Genomic DNA, 16,622 nt, shown 5'->3' on the forward strand with positions numbered 1-16,622 from the left:
CCCGCGCTACGCGCCGTTATTACAACGCCATTGCCAGCAAGCGTGCCACGTGGATCGCCTCGACGCCCGCACCGTCGTGAATCTGATGCCGGCAACTCGTGCCGTCCGCGACCATGAGCGTGTTGCCGTCCATCTTGCGCACCGCCGGCAGCAGCGATAGCTCCGCCATCGCCTGAGACGTCGTGAAGTGCTCGGCTTCATAGCCGAAACTGCCCGCCATGCCGCAGCACGACGATTCCACGGTCGACACCTTCAACTCAGGAATCCATTTCAATACCGTCTGCACGGGCGTAAAGGCGTCGAAGGCCTTTTGGTGGCAGTGGCCATGCACCAGCGCCTGCTGTTTGGCCAACGGCTTCAGCGCAAGCTGCAAACGTCCGGCTTCGTTCTCGCGCACCAGAAACTCTTCGAACAGAAACGCCTGTTGGGAGAGCCTGCGCGCTTCGTCGCCGAAACCGTAGTGCAGAAACTCGTCGCGCAACGACAGCAAGCATGACGGCTCCAGTCCGACGATCGGCACACCGCGCTCCACGAACGGCTTGAACAGATCGAGCATGCGCCGCGCTTCCTGCTTCGCTTCATCGACGAGACCCGCCGCGAGGAACGTGCGGCCGCAACATACGGGCCGCTCGCCCTGGCGCTGATTGAAGTGCACCGTGTAGCCCGCGGCTTCCAGCACTTGCTGCGCAGCGCGCGCGTTGTCCGGCTCCATGTTGTTGTTGAACGTATCGACAAAGAGCAGCACCTCTTTCAGCGCGGCGCCGCGAGTCGCCTTGGCCGGCACCGCACTAGCCAGAAACGACTTCTGAAAGCGCGGCAAGCTCCGCTCGGGCGCGAAGCCCACGGACCGCTTGAACCACGCCGACAGCACCGGCACGTTGTCGGCCAGCGCCATCAACCCCGGAAAGCGGCTCGCCGCCGACGCGTAACGCGGCATGAAAGCCACCAGCCTGTCACGCAAACGCAGTCCGTGATGCTTGACGCGCGCGGCCCGCGCCTCGATCTTGAACTTCGCCATATCGACGCCCGTCGGACAATCGCGCTTGCAGCCCTTGCAGGACACGCACAGATCGAGCGTGTCCTTGACGTCGTCGCTGGCGAGGCCCGCTTCGCCGAGTTGACCGGAAATCGCGAGACGCAAGGTATTCGCACGGCCGCGTGTGAGGTGCTGTTCGTCCTTCGTCACGCGATAGCTCGGGCACATGGTGCCCGCGTCGAACTTGCGGCAGTGGCCGTTGTTGTTGCACATCTCCACGGCCTTCGCGAGCCCGCCGGACAGATCGTTACCGGTGCCGGGCGGCGTCTCCCGTCCGGTCAGCGGGTCGCGTTCGACATTCCATGCCGACCAGTCGAGCGCCGTGTCGATACGCTGTTCCTTGTAGCCTGGCGCGAAGCGGAAATTGCGCGCATCGTCCATTTTCGGCGGACGCACGATCTTGTCGGGATTGAAGCGGTTATCCGGATCGAACAGCATCTTGATTTCGGTGAACGCCTGATTCAGGCGCGGCCCGTATTGCCACGCGACCCATTCGCCGCGGCACAATCCGTCGCCATGTTCACCGGAATACGCGCCCTTGTACTCGCGCACGAGCGCCGCGGCTTCGTCGGCGATGGCGCGCATTTTCTGCGCGCCGTCGCGCCGCATGTCGAGAATCGGCCGCACGTGCAGCGTGCCGACGCTCGCGTGCGCGTACCAGGTGCCCTCCGTGCCGTGCCGATGGAACACCTCGGTCAAACGGCTCGTGTACTCGGCCAGATGTTCGAGCGGCACCGCGCAATCTTCAATGAAAGACACCGGCTTGCCGTCGCCCTTCATGCTCATCATGATATTGAGCCCGGCCTTGCGGACTTCCCACAACGCTTTCTGTTCGTTCGCGTCCGGCATCTCGACGACCGAATCGGGCAGGCCGAGGTCGGCCATCAGTTCCGTGAGCTGCTTGAGCGACGCGAGTTGCGCTTCGCGGTCCTCGCCCGCGAACTCGACCAGCAGAATGGCCTGCGGCTCGCCGACCAGCGCCTTGCCGATCACCGGACGAAACGCCGGATTGCTCATCGCCAGATCGATCATCGTGCGATCGACCAGTTCCACCGCCACCGGCTTGAGCTTGACGATGTGCTGCGTCAGATCCATCGACTGCCAGAAAGTCGGGAAGTTGACCACACCGAGCGTTTTATGCAATGGCAGCAGCGCAAGCCTGAGCGTGAGTTGCCGGCTGAACGCGAGCGTACCCTCCGAGCCGACCAGCAGATGCGCGAGATTCGCGATGCCGTCGTCGGTATAAGCGCGTGGGTTCTGGCAATCGAACACGTCGATGTTGTAGCCCGCCACGCGTCGCAAAACCTTCGGCACGCGCGCCACGATTTCGTCGTGCTCGCGCTCGGCGATCTGCTTCACGCCTGCGAGTATCTGCTGCAGGCGCGCACCTTGCGGCGCGTCGCGCAACGAGCCGAAATGGGCTTCGCTGCCGTCCGCGAGAATCGCGTCGATCGCGTCGACGTTGTGCACCATGTTGCCGTATTCGATCGAGCGCGAGCCGCACGAGTTGTTGCCGGCCATGCCGCCGATCGTGCATTGCGCGGCCGTCGACACATCCACCGGAAACCATAGACCGTAGGGCTTGAGCCAGGCGTTCAGGTGGTCCAGCACGACGCCCGGTTCGACCGTCACCGTGCGCGCTTCGGCGTCGAACGCGACGATATTGTTCAACCACTTGCTCGTATCGATCACCAGCGCTTCGCCGACCGTCTGGCCGCATTGGCTCGTGCCCGCGCCGCGCGCGAGGAGCGGCACCTTCTCGCTGCGCGCGATTTCCAGCGCGATGCGCAAATCGTCCTGGTCGCGCGGCACCACCACGCCGATCGGCGTGATCTGATAGATCGACGCGTCGGTCGCGTAACGGCCGCGGCTCGCCGCATCGAACAACACGTCGCCGCGCAGCGATTTACGCAGATGCTGCGCGAGCGGACTCGTCAGACGCGCGGCGGAAGGGACCAGATGGATCGGCTTGACGAGTAGAGCGGAAGTGGGGTTCGGCATATCGTCGCCCTATGGCAATAACACGGGAAGCGGCTAGTAGAGCGTGAGGCTGACCGGCGCGAGCCCTTCAATGCGCCCGCTTGCCGTGCCCGCGTTCTTCGGGAAGAACATGCCGGTGTACGAACCAGTCGTGACGACCATGGCCGGCGTCACGGCAATGCCGCGCGACGTGGCGTGATTGACGAGCCACGTCAACAGACGCCGCGGATCGCCGGCCGGATTGGCAGGCGTGCTTTGCACCACATCGTGCCCGTCGAAACTGAACCGCAGCGACGGCGCCATGAACGAAAAGTCCTCGCGATACGGCGTGAATTCGCCCACGATCAACGCGCCATGGTTCTGCAGATCCGCGAGTTGTGCGAGCTTGTCGACCGAGGGCCACGCCGCGTAGCGGCTCGAGACGATTTCAATGGTCGCGCCGATCGAACCAATGCCCGCCCGCACCTCGTCCTCGCTATACGGCGTGGTGGACGGTTCGAAGCTGCGTCCGAAGCGAAACGCGATTTCCAGTTCGAGCCCCAGCGGCGCGAAAACTTCACGGGGCAGACGCGCACCGTCTGCATGCAAGTCGAGGTCGGGCAACGGCGCGCCCTGGATCGGACCGCTGTCGGACTTCGCGCCGATCTTCCAGCCGGCGATCCGCGCGCCGCATGCGTCCAGGATTTCGTGCTGGATTGCGTAGGCTGCCGCGGCATCGGCGGGCGTGTGCTCCGGCGACAACGTGTCGAGCGTGGCGTGATTGCGGCGTGCGTCGGCAAGAAGCCGGCTGAGTGCTGTCGTCATGTCGTCAAAGGCAAATAGAGAGGGAACGGTGCGGTGTGCTCAAACGCCCATGCTGGTGGGAACTTGAGCCTTGTCGCCTGCGTTGAGCGCGAACTTGCTTTCCGGCTGCATGCGGAACGCGAGCACCACGCCGATCGCCATCAACAGCATGCTGCCGACGAACGGCAATTCCCAACTGCCGAAGTAGTCGATCAGAAAGCCGCCGACCACTGGCGAGATAATCGCGGCCAATGCCGAGCCGGTATTCATCATGCCGCTCGCCGTGCCCGAGAATTCCGGCGCGATGTCCATCGGAATCGCCCACATCGGACCGATCGTCATTTCGGCGAAGAAGAAGCCGGATGCGAGACAGGCCATCGACAGATACAGGCTGTGCGTGAACATCAGCGGAATCAGCGAGAGCAGGCAGAAGAACATGCAGACCGACACCATCCAGCTGCGTGCGCGTTTCAGGCTGCCAGTGCGCGTGAAGATCCAGTCGGTCACGATGCCGCCGAGCGTGTCGCCGATCACGCCGGCGAAGAACACCACCGAAGCGAAGATGGCCGACTTCTGCAATTGCAGGTGATAGCTGTGCAGAAAGTATTGGGGAATCCAGCTCAGGAACAGCCAGAGCGTCCAGCCGTAGCAGAAGTACACGATCGTGACCGGCCACATGCGGCGAAACAGTTTGCCCCACGGCACACCAGCGGCTTTCGGCTTTGGCGCGGGCAGCACGGCGAGTTCGTCGGTCGTGATACGCGGGTGGTCTTTCGGATGCTCGGTAAAGGTAATGGCCCACACGGCGACCCACAACAGGCTGAACACGCCGCAGATATAAAACGATTCACGCCAGCCCCAGGTCGCCATCACGAGCACGATCAGGCCAGGCGCTACCGCATTGCCGATTCGCGACGCCGCATGCGTGATGCCCTGCGCGAAGCCGCGTTTTTCCTTGGCAACCCAGCGGGCCATCGCGGAGGTGGCGGCCGGAAACGTCGCGCCTTCGCCGAAGCCGAGCAGCACGCGCGCGGCCAGCAGCGAAACCAGACCGCCGGCAAAGCCGGTCAGCAAGGTCGCGACGCCCCAGATGGCCCCGCAAAAAATCAGCGTGCGTTTCGCGCCGAAACGATCGCTGACCCATCCGCCGATGATCTGAAAGATCAGATACGGATACGCGAAGGCCGAGAACACCAAGCCGACTTCCGTATGCGAGAGATGGAATTCCTTGCCGAAACCCGCCGCCGCGGTGCTGACGTTGACGCGGTCGAGGTAGGTGATGAAGTACATGATGCATAGCATCACTAGAACGATACTGGTCGCACTGGTCACACGAAACCGCTTCATCGTCTCTCTCCATTGCATGTGTTGACGGCGGGCCTGATATGGCGCGCTGCGTCGCGGCCCGTCGGCGTTTTGCTCAGCGAGCCCATCGCATGTTGTTCGGACCGCTTTCTATGCGCGGCTCCTTGAGGGAAGCGCAGCATGCCTTCCCTATCTCTGCGAGTCGCTGGTCGCGCGCGATACTCAGGCCGCGATACTCAGGCCTTGCGTCTTGATCGGCTGGCTCAACCACTCCATAGCGGCAGGCAAGCCACTTTCCTTGAGGGGCACACCCGCGAGCCGCAGTCCCATCTCGCAACCGGCAAGCGTGGCCAGCAGCATCAGGTCATTGCAGTCGCCGAGATGGCCGATGCGGAACATGCGTCCTTTCATCTTGCCGAGACCCGTGCCGAGCGACATGTCGAAGCGTTCATAGATGAGTTTGCGCACCGCATCGGCGTCGATACCGTCGGGCATCATCACGCCCGTGAGCACTGGGCTATACACCGACGGATCGGCGCACTGAATCTCCAGGCCCCATGCGCGCACTGCGCGACGCGTCGCTTCGGCGAGACGTTCGTGACGGGCGAACACGTTGTCGAGCCCTTCGCCGAGAATCATTTCGAGCGCTTCGTTAAGGCCGTAAAGCAGGTTCGTGTTGGGTGTGTACGGCCAGTAGCCCGTCTTGTTCATCTCGACGATGTCGCTCCAGTCCCAGAAGCTGCGCGGCAGTTTTGCCTGCTTGCTGGCGGCCATGGCCTTCGGCGAGATCGCGTTGAAGCTGATGCCCGGAGGCAGCATCAAACCCTTTTGCGAGCCCGAGACGGTAACGTCGACGCCCCATTCGTCATGACGGTAGTCGGCGCAGGCGAGGCCCGAGATCGTGTCGACCAGCAGCAAGGCCGGGTGACCCGCAGCGTCGATTGCGCGACGCACGGCGGCGATGTCGGAGGTCACGCCGGTCGACGTTTCGTTGTGCACCACGCACACCGCTTTGATGGTGTGTTGTGTGTCGGCGCGCAGGCGCTCCTCGATCATTTGCGGCTGTACGCCGCGACGCCAACCTTCAATGCCCGGCAGGCCGAGAAACTCCGGCTTCAGCCCAAGGCTTTCCGCCATCTTTTTCCACAGCGTGGCGAAGTGGCCAGTCTCGAACATCAGTACGTGATCGCCGGGGCTCAACGTGTTCGACAGCGCCGCTTCCCAGGCGCCCGTGCCCGAGGCCGGGTAAATCACCACGGGCTGCTGCGTCTTGAAGATTTTCTTGATGCCGTCGAGTACCGCGAGACCCAACTCGCCGAACTCCGGGCCGCGATGGTCGATGGTCGGATAGCTCATCGCCCGGAGGATACGGTCGGGCACCGGGCTCGGACCCGGGATCTGCAAAAAGTGACGGCCAGCGGGGTGAAAGTCTAATTTGAGCATTGGGCTCCTCCGATTGAATTTTGCATTCAAAAAACTATATCAGACGATCTTCAGCGACCCAAGGCGAAAGTTGGCCGTCGACACCGGTGTTTACCCGCGCCGTTAACTAATCTTTCAGCTTCCTATAAAATCCCGCCTAATGAGATGTGGAGGGCTTTTGTATGCAAAATTCGGATTTCGAGGCGGGCATCTCCCCGTCGCCGCTCATGCCGAAGGTCGAGCGGCAGCGCTTGCACGATACGGTGGTGGAGCACATTCGCGGCTTTATCGTCGAAGGCGTGCTGGAGCCGGGAAAGAAACTGAACGAGCGCGAGCTGTGCGAAACGCTCGGCATTTCGCGCACGCCGTTGCGCGAGGCGCTGAAGGTGTTGGCCGCCGAAGGGCTGATCGAGATTTCGCCGAATCGCGGCGCGTCCGTGTCGAAGATGTCGGAGGCCGAGTTGCGCGAGACCTTCGAGTTGATGAGTGGTCTCGAGGCTTTTTCGGGCGAGTTGGCGGCTGAGCGGATGACGGCGGCCGAACTCGCCGAGATCAAGGCGCTGCATTACGCCATGCTCGCGTGCCGTACGCAAAATGATCTGGCGGGGTACTACAGCAGGAATCAGGCAATTCACGACAAGATCAACGAGGCGGCCAGGAATTCAGCACTGCGGCAGACTTATGTCTCGGTGAATCGACGCTTGCAGGCGCTCCGGTTCAGGTCGAATTTTCAGGTTCCGAAATGGGACCGGGCGATTCACGACCACGACGAAATGCTCAAGGCGCTCGAGGCGCGTGACGGGAAGAAGCTGAGCGCGATTCTCCGGCAGCATCTGCTTGATAAGCGCGATGCGGTTTTGCAGGTGCAATCGCAGGAAGCGGCGGCGGGGGGGTTGAAGGTTTGAGGCGGGGCGGGTTGAGCTAAGGCACCTAAGCGGTGTTTGGCCGATGCGATGTTCCCGGTCAGGTGGCCGATCAGCGACGAGCCCGTCGCACCTGCAACGGCGTCGCTAAGTTCTTTGTCTGCGGCGCAAGGAGCGAAGACATACCCGCACCGGCAGCGCCGCCAATCGTGCTGAACGCACTGCGGCTGCCAAGGCAACCAATTCACCACACCGCCAGTCGCGTGCAGTTCGGCACGCGAATCACCTCCTTCGCGCCAATTGTTGTAGTCAACCAGCGCGGCGACCATGCCTTCTGTATCGCCCCTATCCTTGGCAGCCTGCAGCGCAGTAACCGCGTCCCCGCTCTTTTCAGGTGCAGAGCAGAGTCTATTTCTCTAAGCAGAGTCTATTTCTCTAAGGCTCGGTTCTCATTGTCTCCATCAAGTTAGTCGATCGGATCCTCTGTAAGACTCATGTATTGGTTAAGCTCAGGCTGCCCCAATGCAATCAGCGTAAGCATCGCTGCCCCAAGCCTTCGCGCGAACGCATCGTCAAGCTTGAACCTATGCTCGTCCAGCAGAATCGGCACCTCAAACGTCCCGGCCACGACCGGTGCCAATCTGCTTCGCTCAACCGCTTGCACTGCAAACTGTTGACGATCTTCGATGTAGGTCAGGACTATGGAAAACGGTCTATTTTTTTCCATTAATATCCTCTGCATTTTTGATAGATTTGAAATGCCTTCTCTTTACACAGCGCGATTGCCCGCGCGCCGCCCATATGACGAGCAACCGAATTGCACATAGTCATCTGAGCATCATACTGTGCGAAGCATGCTGTTTCGTGATCTTCCCGGCCACCGCACTTCACTAATCCGCCGTCGCCGGTTCCAGATTTGAAAAGAGCGCTGTAAAGCGTTGACCGCTTCGCAGAACTCGTCAAATCCGGCACGAGCGAAGGATAGGGAACCTGCGCCTGATCGCTCAGCATCAACTCGGTGGTTTCGCGCCATGCCGGCAGTGTTTCGCCCAGTTCCTGGCCGAATAGCTTACCTGTCGGCAACGCCTTCCAGGCCATGTAGCATTCGACGCAGATATCAGGCACAAATGCTGGAGCATCCGACTGGAGTCCTGTCAGGTTCGCAGGTGGCGCAACCGGGTCGTTCCCGAGTTCCCAGTTCGTCAGCCAGACACCCAGTTCGGCATCATTGCCAACGCAAGCTGTAGGAACCTTTAACAAAAATCGTCAGATAGGGTTGAGCCAAGGCTCAAGAACTGGCGCACCGCCTTCACTTCAGAAAAATAAGCTCCGCATTCTCGCCGTGGAGATCAAGCGCAGATATCAGGTTCTTTGGTGAACGATATTCCCCACAAAAGACGGGCCGTGTGCCGATGACACGGACAACCGGAGGTCGTGTGCCAACTACCAGGTTGTCGATTCAAGTGGAGTAGATATTTGGAGACCTTGTGCATCGCAGGACACGTTATCCCCAGTTTGTGTTGACAGGGCTGTTGATAACTCGGGGGCTGCACGCTTAAGTGCTTGAAGCGAATGGTTTTGTCACCGACGGTGCGGAGGAATGCAACTGGCGGCAACCCGCATCCTCCTGGCAGGCGCGCGTCAGTTATCCCCACAAATTGTTCGCAAGGCTGTGGACAACCTGCGCAGAGTCCACCCAAGTGATTGATACCACACACCTATCCTGTGTCGGCGCAACCACAGGCACCCCACCCACCGTGTGATAAAAAGTAGTTCTCCTGCCACCCAGCGAGGCCGCGCATGTCGTCCGTCATGGGCTTCAAAGTCGTTCTGCTGTCGCTCGTCGCGATTATCGGTTTGGAACTGCTCGCCAAGCGGCTGCGTCTGCCGCCAGCCGCCGCACTGCTGGTCGGCGGTGCGGCGATGGCCTTCGTGCCCGGACTCCCGCGCTTCAATCTCGACCCCGAGCTGGTCCTGATCGTGTTCCTGCCGCCGCTCCTCATGGACGGCGCCTACTTCTCCGTTTGGGACGAGTTCAAGCGCAATCTCGGCGGCATCCTGCTGCTCGCGATCGGCGCCGTCGCGTTCACTACGCTCGCCGTCGGTCTGGTCGTGCATTGGGTCGTGCCCGCGTTGCCATGGGCCGCCTGCTTCGCGTTGGGTGCGATCGTCTCGCCGCCAGATGCCGTCGCCGCGAAGGCCGTGCTCGAACGCGTTGCGCTACCGCGCCGCCTGATGGTGATCCTCGAAGGCGAAAGCCTCCTCAACGACGCCGCCGGCCTCGTGCTGTTCCGCTTCGCCGTCGCGGCCGCGCTAACCGGTACGTTCAGCGCACAGCATGCGATTGGACGCTTCGCCGTGCTCGCGTTGGGCGGCGTGACGGTAGGCGTGGCGGTCGGCTTCCTGGTCGTCAAGCTGCTGCGCTATCTCGACGACGCGTACCTTGTCATCGTCGCATCGACGCTTTCTGCCTGGATCAGCTACATCGTCGGGGACGTGCTGGATGTATCGGGTGTGATCGCGACGGTGAGCTGCGGGATGGTGCTCGGCTGGCATCAGCACGAAGTCTTCTCGGCCGCGGTGAGAATGCGCGGCACCGCCTTCTGGCAGGTCCTGATCTTCCTGATGGAAGCGCTGGTGTTCATGCTGATCGGGCTATCGCTGCGCGGCGTGATCGTGCGGCTGGGCGGCGTCGGCGATACGTTGACCGCATTCGCGCCGGCCGTCGGCGCGGTGCTCGCGGCGGTCGTGCTGTCACGCTTCGTGTGGGTCTTCGTGACGGAATGGTTGAAAGCGCTCGTGTGCAAATTGACGCGTCGCGAGGGCGGCACGGCCGACTGGCGCTCGGCTACTGTCACGAGTTGGGCGGGCATGCGTGGCGTGGTCACATTGGCTATCGCGCTCTCCTTGCCGGAGACCATGCCCGGCCGCGATCTGATTCTGGTCGCCTCATTTGCCGTGATTCTGGTAACGGTGCTCGGGCAGGGCACGACGATCGGACCACTGATTCAATGGATCAATCCGGACCACGCGGCCGAACGAAACGCACGGCATCTGACCGAGCCGCAGGCGTGGGCACGGCTCGAAGCCGCGCAACTCGCCGCGATCCAGCCGCTGGTGCACGGGCCGGATGGCAGCGTGATTCATCCACGTTTGCTGGAACAGTACAGTTACCGCGCGCGCATCACGCAGGGCTATCAGAACGAAGCAGCCTTCCCCGCCGCAGAACGCGCTGCCCATTACGACGTTGTGCTGGCAGCCGTCTCCGCGGCTCGCATCGAGCTATTGCATCTGCATCGAACGGGCTTGCTTCACGATGAACTGTTGACCATTCTCGAACACGATCTCGATCTGCAGGAGATCGCCGCGTTGCATGGCAGGGGCTGAGCGCCTATGTCATCTGCTCCGAATTGGCTCGTAACGCTCACCGGCAACTCACTCCTTCCACGCCGAACCCAAAATCATCGTGCAGAAATTCTCGCGATGGTAATGCGGGTCCTTCAGCGCCAGCACGTCCGCTTTCACGTTCCCGAAGGTGGTCTCCGGTTTGTGAATCGTGCCGTGCGCGAACGCGTCGATAATGCCTTCCTTGAAATGCGCGCCTCGCGGATGCGCGTGCGTGACCTCGTGGCGCTGGTGCTCGGTAAATTCATCGTAGGCGAGCCCCAGCACGTCCATCTCCACGCCCGCCGTGACCAGCGCGATCACCGGCTTCATATGCTGCGGAATGCCAGGCGTCGTGTGCAGTGCGATCGAGTTCCACACCTGATCGATGTCGTCCTCGCCAATGCCGTGACGTCGCAGGAAATCACGCGCCGCGTTCGCGCCGTCCACCTCGAAGCGGTCGTGCTCGCTGCTATACGGCGCAACCAGCCCCATGTCATGAAACATCGCGCCGATGTACAGCAGTTCGGGATCGTACTTCAGCTGCTTGCGCGCGCCAGCCAGCGAGCCGAACAGAAAAACGCGCCGTGAATGGTGATACAGCAAGTCGGTTTCGGTATCGCGCACGAGTTGGGTGGCTTCGCGCGCCATCATGCTGTCGGGAATCTGAATGCCTGCGATCGTGGTCATGTAATGAACTCCGTAATGGATTCGAATGAACGGAACGCGCGGTCTTTGTGACTTGAAAGCGCGTTTGGTATGCTGGTCCGCGGCGCTTATTTCAGCGATTCAAGCAACGCGTCCGATGAAGTCCAGTATTGGTCAACGCGCCGCCGCAAACAATCGTCGTGGACCGTTGAACACTGCCAAACGCACCGCGTTGACTGCCGCGGCATGCGGAGTCCGTCCATCGTCACAGGAAGTTTTCGATGCCCACCGTTGCGATCGCCATCTTTCCCGGCGTGCAGGCGCTCGACGTCGCCGGCCCCGTCGACGTGTTTTCCGAAGCCAACCGTTTCACCGCGCCCGAAGATCACTACGAGGTGAAGCTGATCGGCGCGGGATCCGCACCATTGCGAGCGTCCAACGGCATGACGCTGGTCGCCGACGCCACCTTCAGCGAAGCGCGTCGTCCGTTCGATCTTGCCCTTGTCGCGGGCGGGCCCGCGCTGCCCGATCGTGCGCCCGACGCGCGCGTGCTGGAGTGGCTCGCCAACGTCGCCACGCAGGGCGGCCGTTACGGTTCCATCTGCACCGGCGCATTCGCGCTCGGCCACGCGGGCCTGCTCGATGCCCGCCACGTCACCACGCACTGGCAGCATGCAGCACAACTGGCGGCGCAATTTCCCAACGCGCGCGTCGATTTCGACCGTATTTACCTGCGCGACGGACCACTCGTCACATCAGCCGGCGTGACGGCCGGCATCGATCTGTCGCTCGCCCTGGTTGCTGAAGATCATGGGCCGCACATCGCGCTCGCGGTCGCCAAACGCCTGGTGGTGTTCGCGCAGCGGCAAGGTGGCCAGTCGCAGTTCAGCCCCTACCTGACCGCGCCCGTCGACGAGACGTCGCCCGTTGCCAAAGTCCAGGCGCACGTCATGGAACGGATTCGCGAGAGCTTCACGGTGAAGCAACTGGCCGACGTCGCAGGGATGAGCGCGCGCAACTTCGCGCGAGTGTTCGTGCAGGAGACCGGCGTGACGCCGCATGAATTCGTCGAGCGTGCTCGTGTCGATGCCGCGCGCAAGCTGCTCGAGAGCAGTGGCGCGGCGCTCAAGGCGATCGCGTACGACTGCGGCTTCGGCACAGCAGATCGCATGCGCATTGTCTTCACCAAGCGGATCGGCGCGACGCCCATGCAGTATCGGGAACGCTTTCGCTCGCCTTGAACCTGAGCGTACGCGGACATGAACGCGTCTGACGGTCGGCACAGGGCGCAAGACGCAGGAAAATATTGCGTGAGAAAATAGCGGCCTTGCTCACGCCAACGATTTCAAGGACCGACATGACCACCTCTTCTCCGATCCGTGCGATCGTCACCGGCCACAACCGTGGCCTGGGCGCGGCGCTCGCCGAACAACTTCTTGCTCGCGGAATCGCGGTGCTGGGTTTGTCCCGCTCGCGTCATGCCACGCTCAAAAACCATTTCCCGGCGCTGCTCGAAGAAATCGAACTCGAACTCGCCGACACGACCCGCGTCTCGCAATGGATCGCGACTCATGCGTTGCGCGAATTCGTCAGCGGCGCGCAAACCGTGCTGCTGATCAACAACGCGGGGATGGTGCAGCCGATCGGCCCGATTGAAGGACAAGACGCAGCGGCCATCGCAAGCGCGGTGAGCCTCAATGTCGCCACGCCGTTGATGCTCGCCAGCGCGCTCGCCGCAGCCGCCGCCGACGCAACCGACCGGCGCATCGTGCACATCTCCAGCGGCGCGGCGCGCAACGCGTATGCCGGATGGAGCACCTACTGTGCAACGAAGGCCGCGCTCGATCATCACGCGCGCGCCGTCTCGCTCGATGCGAATCGCGCGCTGCGTATCTGCAGTCTGGCGCCGGGCGTGATCGATACGAATATGCAGGCCGAGATTCGCGGAAGCGGGGCCGAACAGTTCCCAATGCGCGAGAAATTCGAAGAGCTCAAGCGCAACGGCCAACTGTCGTCACCTGAACAATGCGCTACCCAGTTGCTCGACTACGCATTGAGCGATGCTTTCGGTCAAACGCCGGTCGCCGACATTCGCGAGATCGCGAAGCCGGCGTAACCAGCAAAAACGGCGCAAAACACGGAGCGAAAAACGGCGCGACATTGGATCGCATCGAGCGCTCCCGAAAAGTCTCACCTTTTGGGTCGCTCGCCGCTGATCTACACGCCGGGCGCGACCAGCGCGCCGCGCTCGGCCGCACCCAGCTCGCCGTGCGGCACGAACACATAGCCGCGTCCCCACACGGTTTGCACGTAACGCGGCTCGGAAGGATCGATTTCGATCAGACGACGCAGCCGCCAGATCGACACATCGAGGCTACGCCCTTGATGCAACACGCTATTGCCGCGCAGCTTCTCGTTGAGCTGCACGCGCGTGAGCACGGTCATCGCGTGATTGACGAAGATCTTGAGCAACGCGAACTCGGAACTGCGCAACGCGAAGTGCTCGTTGTCGCGGCGCAATTCGCGCGCGGAGAAGTTCAGTTCGCAGCGGCCAAAGCGATACGGCGGCCGCGTCTCCGGCGCACCCGGAGCGACCGTGCCGCGCCGCCGTAGCAGCACGCGAATGCGGGCGAGCAGTTCGGCAGGGTCGGCGGGCTTGCTCATGAAGTCGTCGGCCCCGAGTTCGAGACCGATCACACGATCAATCGCCTTGTTGCTCGACGAGAGCAGAATCACGGGCACATCGTTGCCGCCCATGCGCAGGTCGCGCAAGACGGCGAGACCATCGCCATGCGGCGCCGAAATGTCGAGCACCAGCAGCGAAGGCCGTTCCATCTCGACCACATGCTTGAGCCCGGCGCCCGGCGGACGTGCGGACACACCGCAGCCCTGGCCGCGCAATGATTCGCCCACCACGGCAGTCAAGCCGGCATCGGCGCCCACGAAAAGAATATGCTGACTCATCCAACTGATTCCAGGAGACGATCGTTGTTCAGAGACAGGCACCTGGCGTGCGGATATAGTCAATCCGCGCCCGCTGTCGTCCGCGTCGCCATCATCCCTGCATGCGGGTGTTCTCAAAACGCGGAACAGCCCCCAAGGTTGCCAATTTCTTCCCAACTCTTTCAACTCGGAACGTGATATGGCACGCCGCATGTGCCGCCCCGTAAGCGTTGCCGTCTCGCTCCCGAAAAGGCTCACCTTTGGCATGGAGCGCTTTGGGTTTGGCACGAGGCGCGCGTTGAACTGCTCCTGAAAACGCTCACCTTTCGAGCTTGGGGGCAGGCCGCAAGGGCAAGCTGGGCGTGGCCCGGATGCTTGAGAACAGGCCACTCCCGCAAACCCTCACCTTTAGAACCGGCAGAGTAATTTGCATACCCAGGTAAGCGGCCGTGCGTGTGCGGGCCTTGCCTCAAGATGGAAATGCGCGATTTGCGCGAGAGAATGGGTGTTTTGAACGATGTGGTCCGGCCCTCGACACCATCGTGCTGAAACAGGGGCCGGGTGAGTGCCGATCGATTCCGCCACTCACCGTGTTCGATCCGAGGTCCTTGAGCGGAGCATGCGCACGGACCGCGCGCCTCAACGAACCATGCTTTCTGAGCGCCTTCACGCGATACAGGAAAGGTCCCGAATATCCTCACCTTTGAACGAGCGAGCGTGTCCGGATGCGCGGCCTCAATCACCGCGCGGATCGGTTTGTTCGCGTATTTAGCGTGTTTCGACCGCCGCAGCGAATGCGGAAACCGACTCAAAGACACGTTTGCACGCGGCTCCCGAAAACACTCACCTTTGCGTGCGACTCTCGCGCAGCAGCGTTTAGCTCGCCAGTTTGCGGAACGTTTCCAGCACGGCGTCGCCTTTGAACGGCTTGACGATCCATCCCTTGACGCCGGCCGCCTTGCCCCGCTCCTTCATCGCCGGGCTGCTCTCGGTGGTCAGCATGATGACGTTGACGGTCTTGTTCGCGAGCTCGCCGCGAATCTTCTCGACCATCGTGAGGCCGTCCATATTCGGCATGTTGACGTCGCTGATCACCAGCTTGATGCCGGGGCTGGCCTTCAGCTTGGCGAGGCCGTCCTTGCCGTCCACCGCCGTGTCGACGTCAAGACCGTTCTTCTTCAGAAAGCCGGCCACTTCGTCGCGCACCGTGCTCGAATCATCCACCACCAAAATTTTCGACATGTTTTTTCCTATGATCACACTCAGAACAGATCCAGTTCGCCTGCCTCGACCATTGCGCCGACGTCGTCCGAGACTTCCTTGAAATCCTCCGGCGACCAGCTCAGGCTGAACACAAAACGTTGATGCAACTTGACCGCCCGACTCGACTGCGGGTCCTTCAACCAATACGTGAAGCACAATTGCGGATTACCGCTGCCGAACGAGATGTACTTGTGCTTGTGATTCACCAGCAGCGGCACCTGCACCTGGCTGCGCGCCCAGGCGTCCGCATCGCCGACATAGCGGTTCTTGAAGGAACCCCAGATCAGGTTCGTCACTTCGCCGAGCACGCTGTTCAGGTCGCGGAAGTCGGCTTCGCCGTGTTGCGCGTCGTCGATCATCCGGTAACGATCCAGCAGGTCGAGAATCGGTGTCTCTTCGGCCTGCATCATCATGTAACCTCGGCACCATGCGCTTTCGAGCGGAATCAGACTGAACACCTCGCCGAAGATGATGCGGTCGCGCACGATATGCGGCGTGTCGCACGTGATGGTCAGATCCTTGAACACGTCGCCGAGAATGGCCTGTGTCATGTCGGCGATGCCGCGCACCAGTGCGTTCGGATAATCGAGGCTGAAAATGTACTCGTCGATCACCTGCCGCAGCGGCGCCATATCGTGCGCAACGTACGCCGCGCAGACCACGCGCCGCAAGCTCTCCGGCAAGCCGTCCATGCCAGGGCCGTCGTCCCGCCTCATGATGATCGGCAACTCGGGACGCACCGCGTTGATCCTGATCGCGATCTCGGCGCTGGCTTCCGGCGAGCCGCCGTAATGCTCGGCAAACAACACCGCGCCCAGATCGATATTCGAGCGCAGCACCGACTGCAAGCGGTTCTTGCCGACCTTGACGCCGACCAGGTTGTTCTCGTCGCAAAAGCGCTTCAGCGCCTCTTTGTGAGCCGGGCAATCGTCCAGCACCAGCACCTTGCTGACCGGCTTGTTCATGTTCATGTTGCGTTCCTGCTCGCAGCGGGG

The 16,622-nt window shown here is 61.9% G+C and carries 14 protein-coding genes; 4 read left to right on the forward strand and 10 right to left on the reverse strand.

Going from position 1 to position 16,622, the window contains the following annotated elements; genetic code table 11:
- Positions 1-19: 19 nt before the first annotated feature.
- From BLW71_RS29205 to BLW71_RS29220, 4 genes are all read right to left on the reverse strand, one after another.
- Positions 20-3,037: an FAD-binding and (Fe-S)-binding domain-containing protein gene (locus BLW71_RS29205; RefSeq protein WP_091805242.1), complete on the reverse strand. Its 3,018-nt coding sequence runs from the start codon at positions 3,035-3,037 to the stop codon at positions 20-22.
- 33 nt (positions 3,038-3,070) lie between these two features.
- Positions 3,071-3,820 carry a 2-keto-4-pentenoate hydratase gene (locus BLW71_RS29210; protein WP_091805245.1) on the reverse strand — a complete coding sequence of 250 codons (750 nt, stop codon included), beginning with the start codon at positions 3,818-3,820 and terminating at the stop codon, positions 3,071-3,073.
- A 39-nt stretch (positions 3,821-3,859) separates the two neighbouring features.
- The gene (locus BLW71_RS29215; RefSeq protein ID WP_091805248.1) at positions 3,860-5,146 is read right to left on the reverse strand and encodes an MFS transporter; all 1,287 of its coding nucleotides are present in this window, start codon (positions 5,144-5,146) and stop codon (positions 3,860-3,862) included.
- Between the two features lie 180 nt (positions 5,147-5,326).
- Positions 5,327-6,547: a pyridoxal-phosphate-dependent aminotransferase family protein gene (locus tag BLW71_RS29220; protein ID WP_091805251.1), complete on the reverse strand. Its 1,221-nt coding sequence runs from the start codon at positions 6,545-6,547 to the stop codon at positions 5,327-5,329.
- Positions 6,548-6,708: 161 nt separating this feature from the next.
- Between BLW71_RS29220 and BLW71_RS29225 the strand changes: the two genes are divergently transcribed.
- A complete protein-coding gene (locus BLW71_RS29225; RefSeq protein ID WP_091805254.1) occupies positions 6,709-7,431 on the forward strand; it encodes a GntR family transcriptional regulator in 723 nt (240 codons plus the stop codon).
- A 424-nt stretch (positions 7,432-7,855) separates the two neighbouring features.
- Here BLW71_RS29225 and BLW71_RS29230 read toward each other — a convergent pair whose 3' ends face one another.
- Together BLW71_RS29230 and BLW71_RS29235 are read right to left on the reverse strand one after the other, a co-directional pair.
- The gene (locus tag BLW71_RS29230; protein WP_091805257.1) at positions 7,856-8,116 is read right to left on the reverse strand and encodes a hypothetical protein; all 261 of its coding nucleotides are present in this window, start codon (positions 8,114-8,116) and stop codon (positions 7,856-7,858) included.
- A complete protein-coding gene (locus BLW71_RS29235; protein WP_286162147.1) occupies positions 8,116-8,649 on the reverse strand; it encodes a hypothetical protein in 534 nt (177 codons plus the stop codon). The genes BLW71_RS29230 and BLW71_RS29235 overlap by 1 nt, the downstream gene beginning before the upstream one ends.
- A gap of 540 nt (positions 8,650-9,189) precedes the next feature.
- Between BLW71_RS29235 and BLW71_RS29240 the strand changes: the two genes are divergently transcribed.
- Positions 9,190-10,776, forward strand: coding sequence for a Na+/H+ antiporter (locus BLW71_RS29240; protein WP_091805261.1), 1,587 nt, complete (start codon positions 9,190-9,192; stop codon positions 10,774-10,776).
- A gap of 48 nt (positions 10,777-10,824) precedes the next feature.
- Here the strand turns inward: BLW71_RS29240 and BLW71_RS29245 are convergent, their stop codons facing one another.
- Positions 10,825-11,463 carry an HD domain-containing protein gene (locus BLW71_RS29245; RefSeq protein WP_091805264.1) on the reverse strand — a complete coding sequence of 213 codons (639 nt, stop codon included), beginning with the start codon at positions 11,461-11,463 and terminating at the stop codon, positions 10,825-10,827.
- Positions 11,464-11,702: 239 nt separating this feature from the next.
- Between BLW71_RS29245 and BLW71_RS29250 the strand changes: the two genes are divergently transcribed.
- Complete coding sequence (locus BLW71_RS29250; protein WP_091805267.1) at positions 11,703-12,662, forward strand: GlxA family transcriptional regulator; 960 nt, start codon at positions 11,703-11,705, stop codon at positions 12,660-12,662.
- Positions 12,663-12,778: 116 nt separating this feature from the next.
- A complete protein-coding gene (locus BLW71_RS29255) occupies positions 12,779-13,537 on the forward strand; it encodes an SDR family oxidoreductase (protein ID WP_091805271.1) in 759 nt (252 codons plus the stop codon).
- A 101-nt stretch (positions 13,538-13,638) separates the two neighbouring features.
- Here the strand turns inward: BLW71_RS29255 and BLW71_RS29260 are convergent, their stop codons facing one another.
- The 3 genes from BLW71_RS29260 to BLW71_RS29270 form a co-directional block, all read right to left on the reverse strand.
- Positions 13,639-14,385 (reverse strand): winged helix-turn-helix domain-containing protein, encoded by a 747-nt coding sequence (locus BLW71_RS29260; RefSeq protein ID WP_091805273.1) that lies wholly within the window; start codon positions 14,383-14,385, stop codon positions 13,639-13,641.
- Between the two features lie 855 nt (positions 14,386-15,240).
- Positions 15,241-15,606, reverse strand: a complete 366-nt coding sequence (locus BLW71_RS29265) for a response regulator (protein WP_007178665.1) — start codon at positions 15,604-15,606, stop codon at positions 15,241-15,243.
- 20 nt (positions 15,607-15,626) lie between these two features.
- The gene (locus BLW71_RS29270) at positions 15,627-16,598 is read right to left on the reverse strand and encodes a chemotaxis protein CheX (protein ID WP_091805276.1); all 972 of its coding nucleotides are present in this window, start codon (positions 16,596-16,598) and stop codon (positions 15,627-15,629) included.
- Positions 16,599-16,622 lie beyond the last annotated feature (24 nt).

The sequence above is a fragment of the Burkholderia sp. WP9 genome, from assembly GCF_900104795.1.
Classification (GTDB): Bacteria; Pseudomonadota; Gammaproteobacteria; order Burkholderiales; family Burkholderiaceae; genus Paraburkholderia.

Excerpts from the sequence above, each read along its gene's own strand:
- BLW71_RS29245 (WP_091805264.1), bottom strand. The coding sequence starts at position 11,463 with ATGACCACGATCGCAGGCATTCAGATTCCCGACAGCATGATGGCGCGC.
- BLW71_RS29250 (WP_091805267.1), top strand. The coding sequence starts at position 11,703 with ATGCCCACCGTTGCGATCGCCATCTTTCCCGGCGTGCAGGCGCTCGAC.
- BLW71_RS29265 (WP_007178665.1), bottom strand. The coding sequence starts at position 15,606 with ATGTCGAAAATTTTGGTGGTGGATGATTCGAGCACGGTGCGCGACGAA.
- BLW71_RS29240 (WP_091805261.1), top strand. The coding sequence starts at position 9,190 with ATGTCGTCCGTCATGGGCTTCAAAGTCGTTCTGCTGTCGCTCGTCGCG.
- BLW71_RS29210 (WP_091805245.1), bottom strand. The coding sequence starts at position 3,820 with ATGACGACAGCACTCAGCCGGCTTCTTGCCGACGCACGCCGCAATCAC.
- BLW71_RS29270 (WP_091805276.1), bottom strand. The coding sequence starts at position 16,598 with ATGAACATGAACAAGCCGGTCAGCAAGGTGCTGGTGCTGGACGATTGC.
- BLW71_RS29215 (WP_091805248.1), bottom strand. The coding sequence starts at position 5,146 with ATGAAGCGGTTTCGTGTGACCAGTGCGACCAGTATCGTTCTAGTGATG.
- BLW71_RS29260 (WP_091805273.1), bottom strand. The coding sequence starts at position 14,385 with ATGAGTCAGCATATTCTTTTCGTGGGCGCCGATGCCGGCTTGACTGCC.
- BLW71_RS29255 (WP_091805271.1), top strand. The coding sequence starts at position 12,779 with ATGACCACCTCTTCTCCGATCCGTGCGATCGTCACCGGCCACAACCGT.
- BLW71_RS29230 (WP_091805257.1), bottom strand. The coding sequence starts at position 8,116 with ATGGAAAAAAATAGACCGTTTTCCATAGTCCTGACCTACATCGAAGAT.
- BLW71_RS29220 (WP_091805251.1), bottom strand. The coding sequence starts at position 6,547 with ATGCTCAAATTAGACTTTCACCCCGCTGGCCGTCACTTTTTGCAGATC.
- BLW71_RS29225 (WP_091805254.1), top strand. The coding sequence starts at position 6,709 with ATGCAAAATTCGGATTTCGAGGCGGGCATCTCCCCGTCGCCGCTCATG.
- BLW71_RS29205 (WP_091805242.1), bottom strand. The coding sequence starts at position 3,037 with ATGCCGAACCCCACTTCCGCTCTACTCGTCAAGCCGATCCATCTGGTC.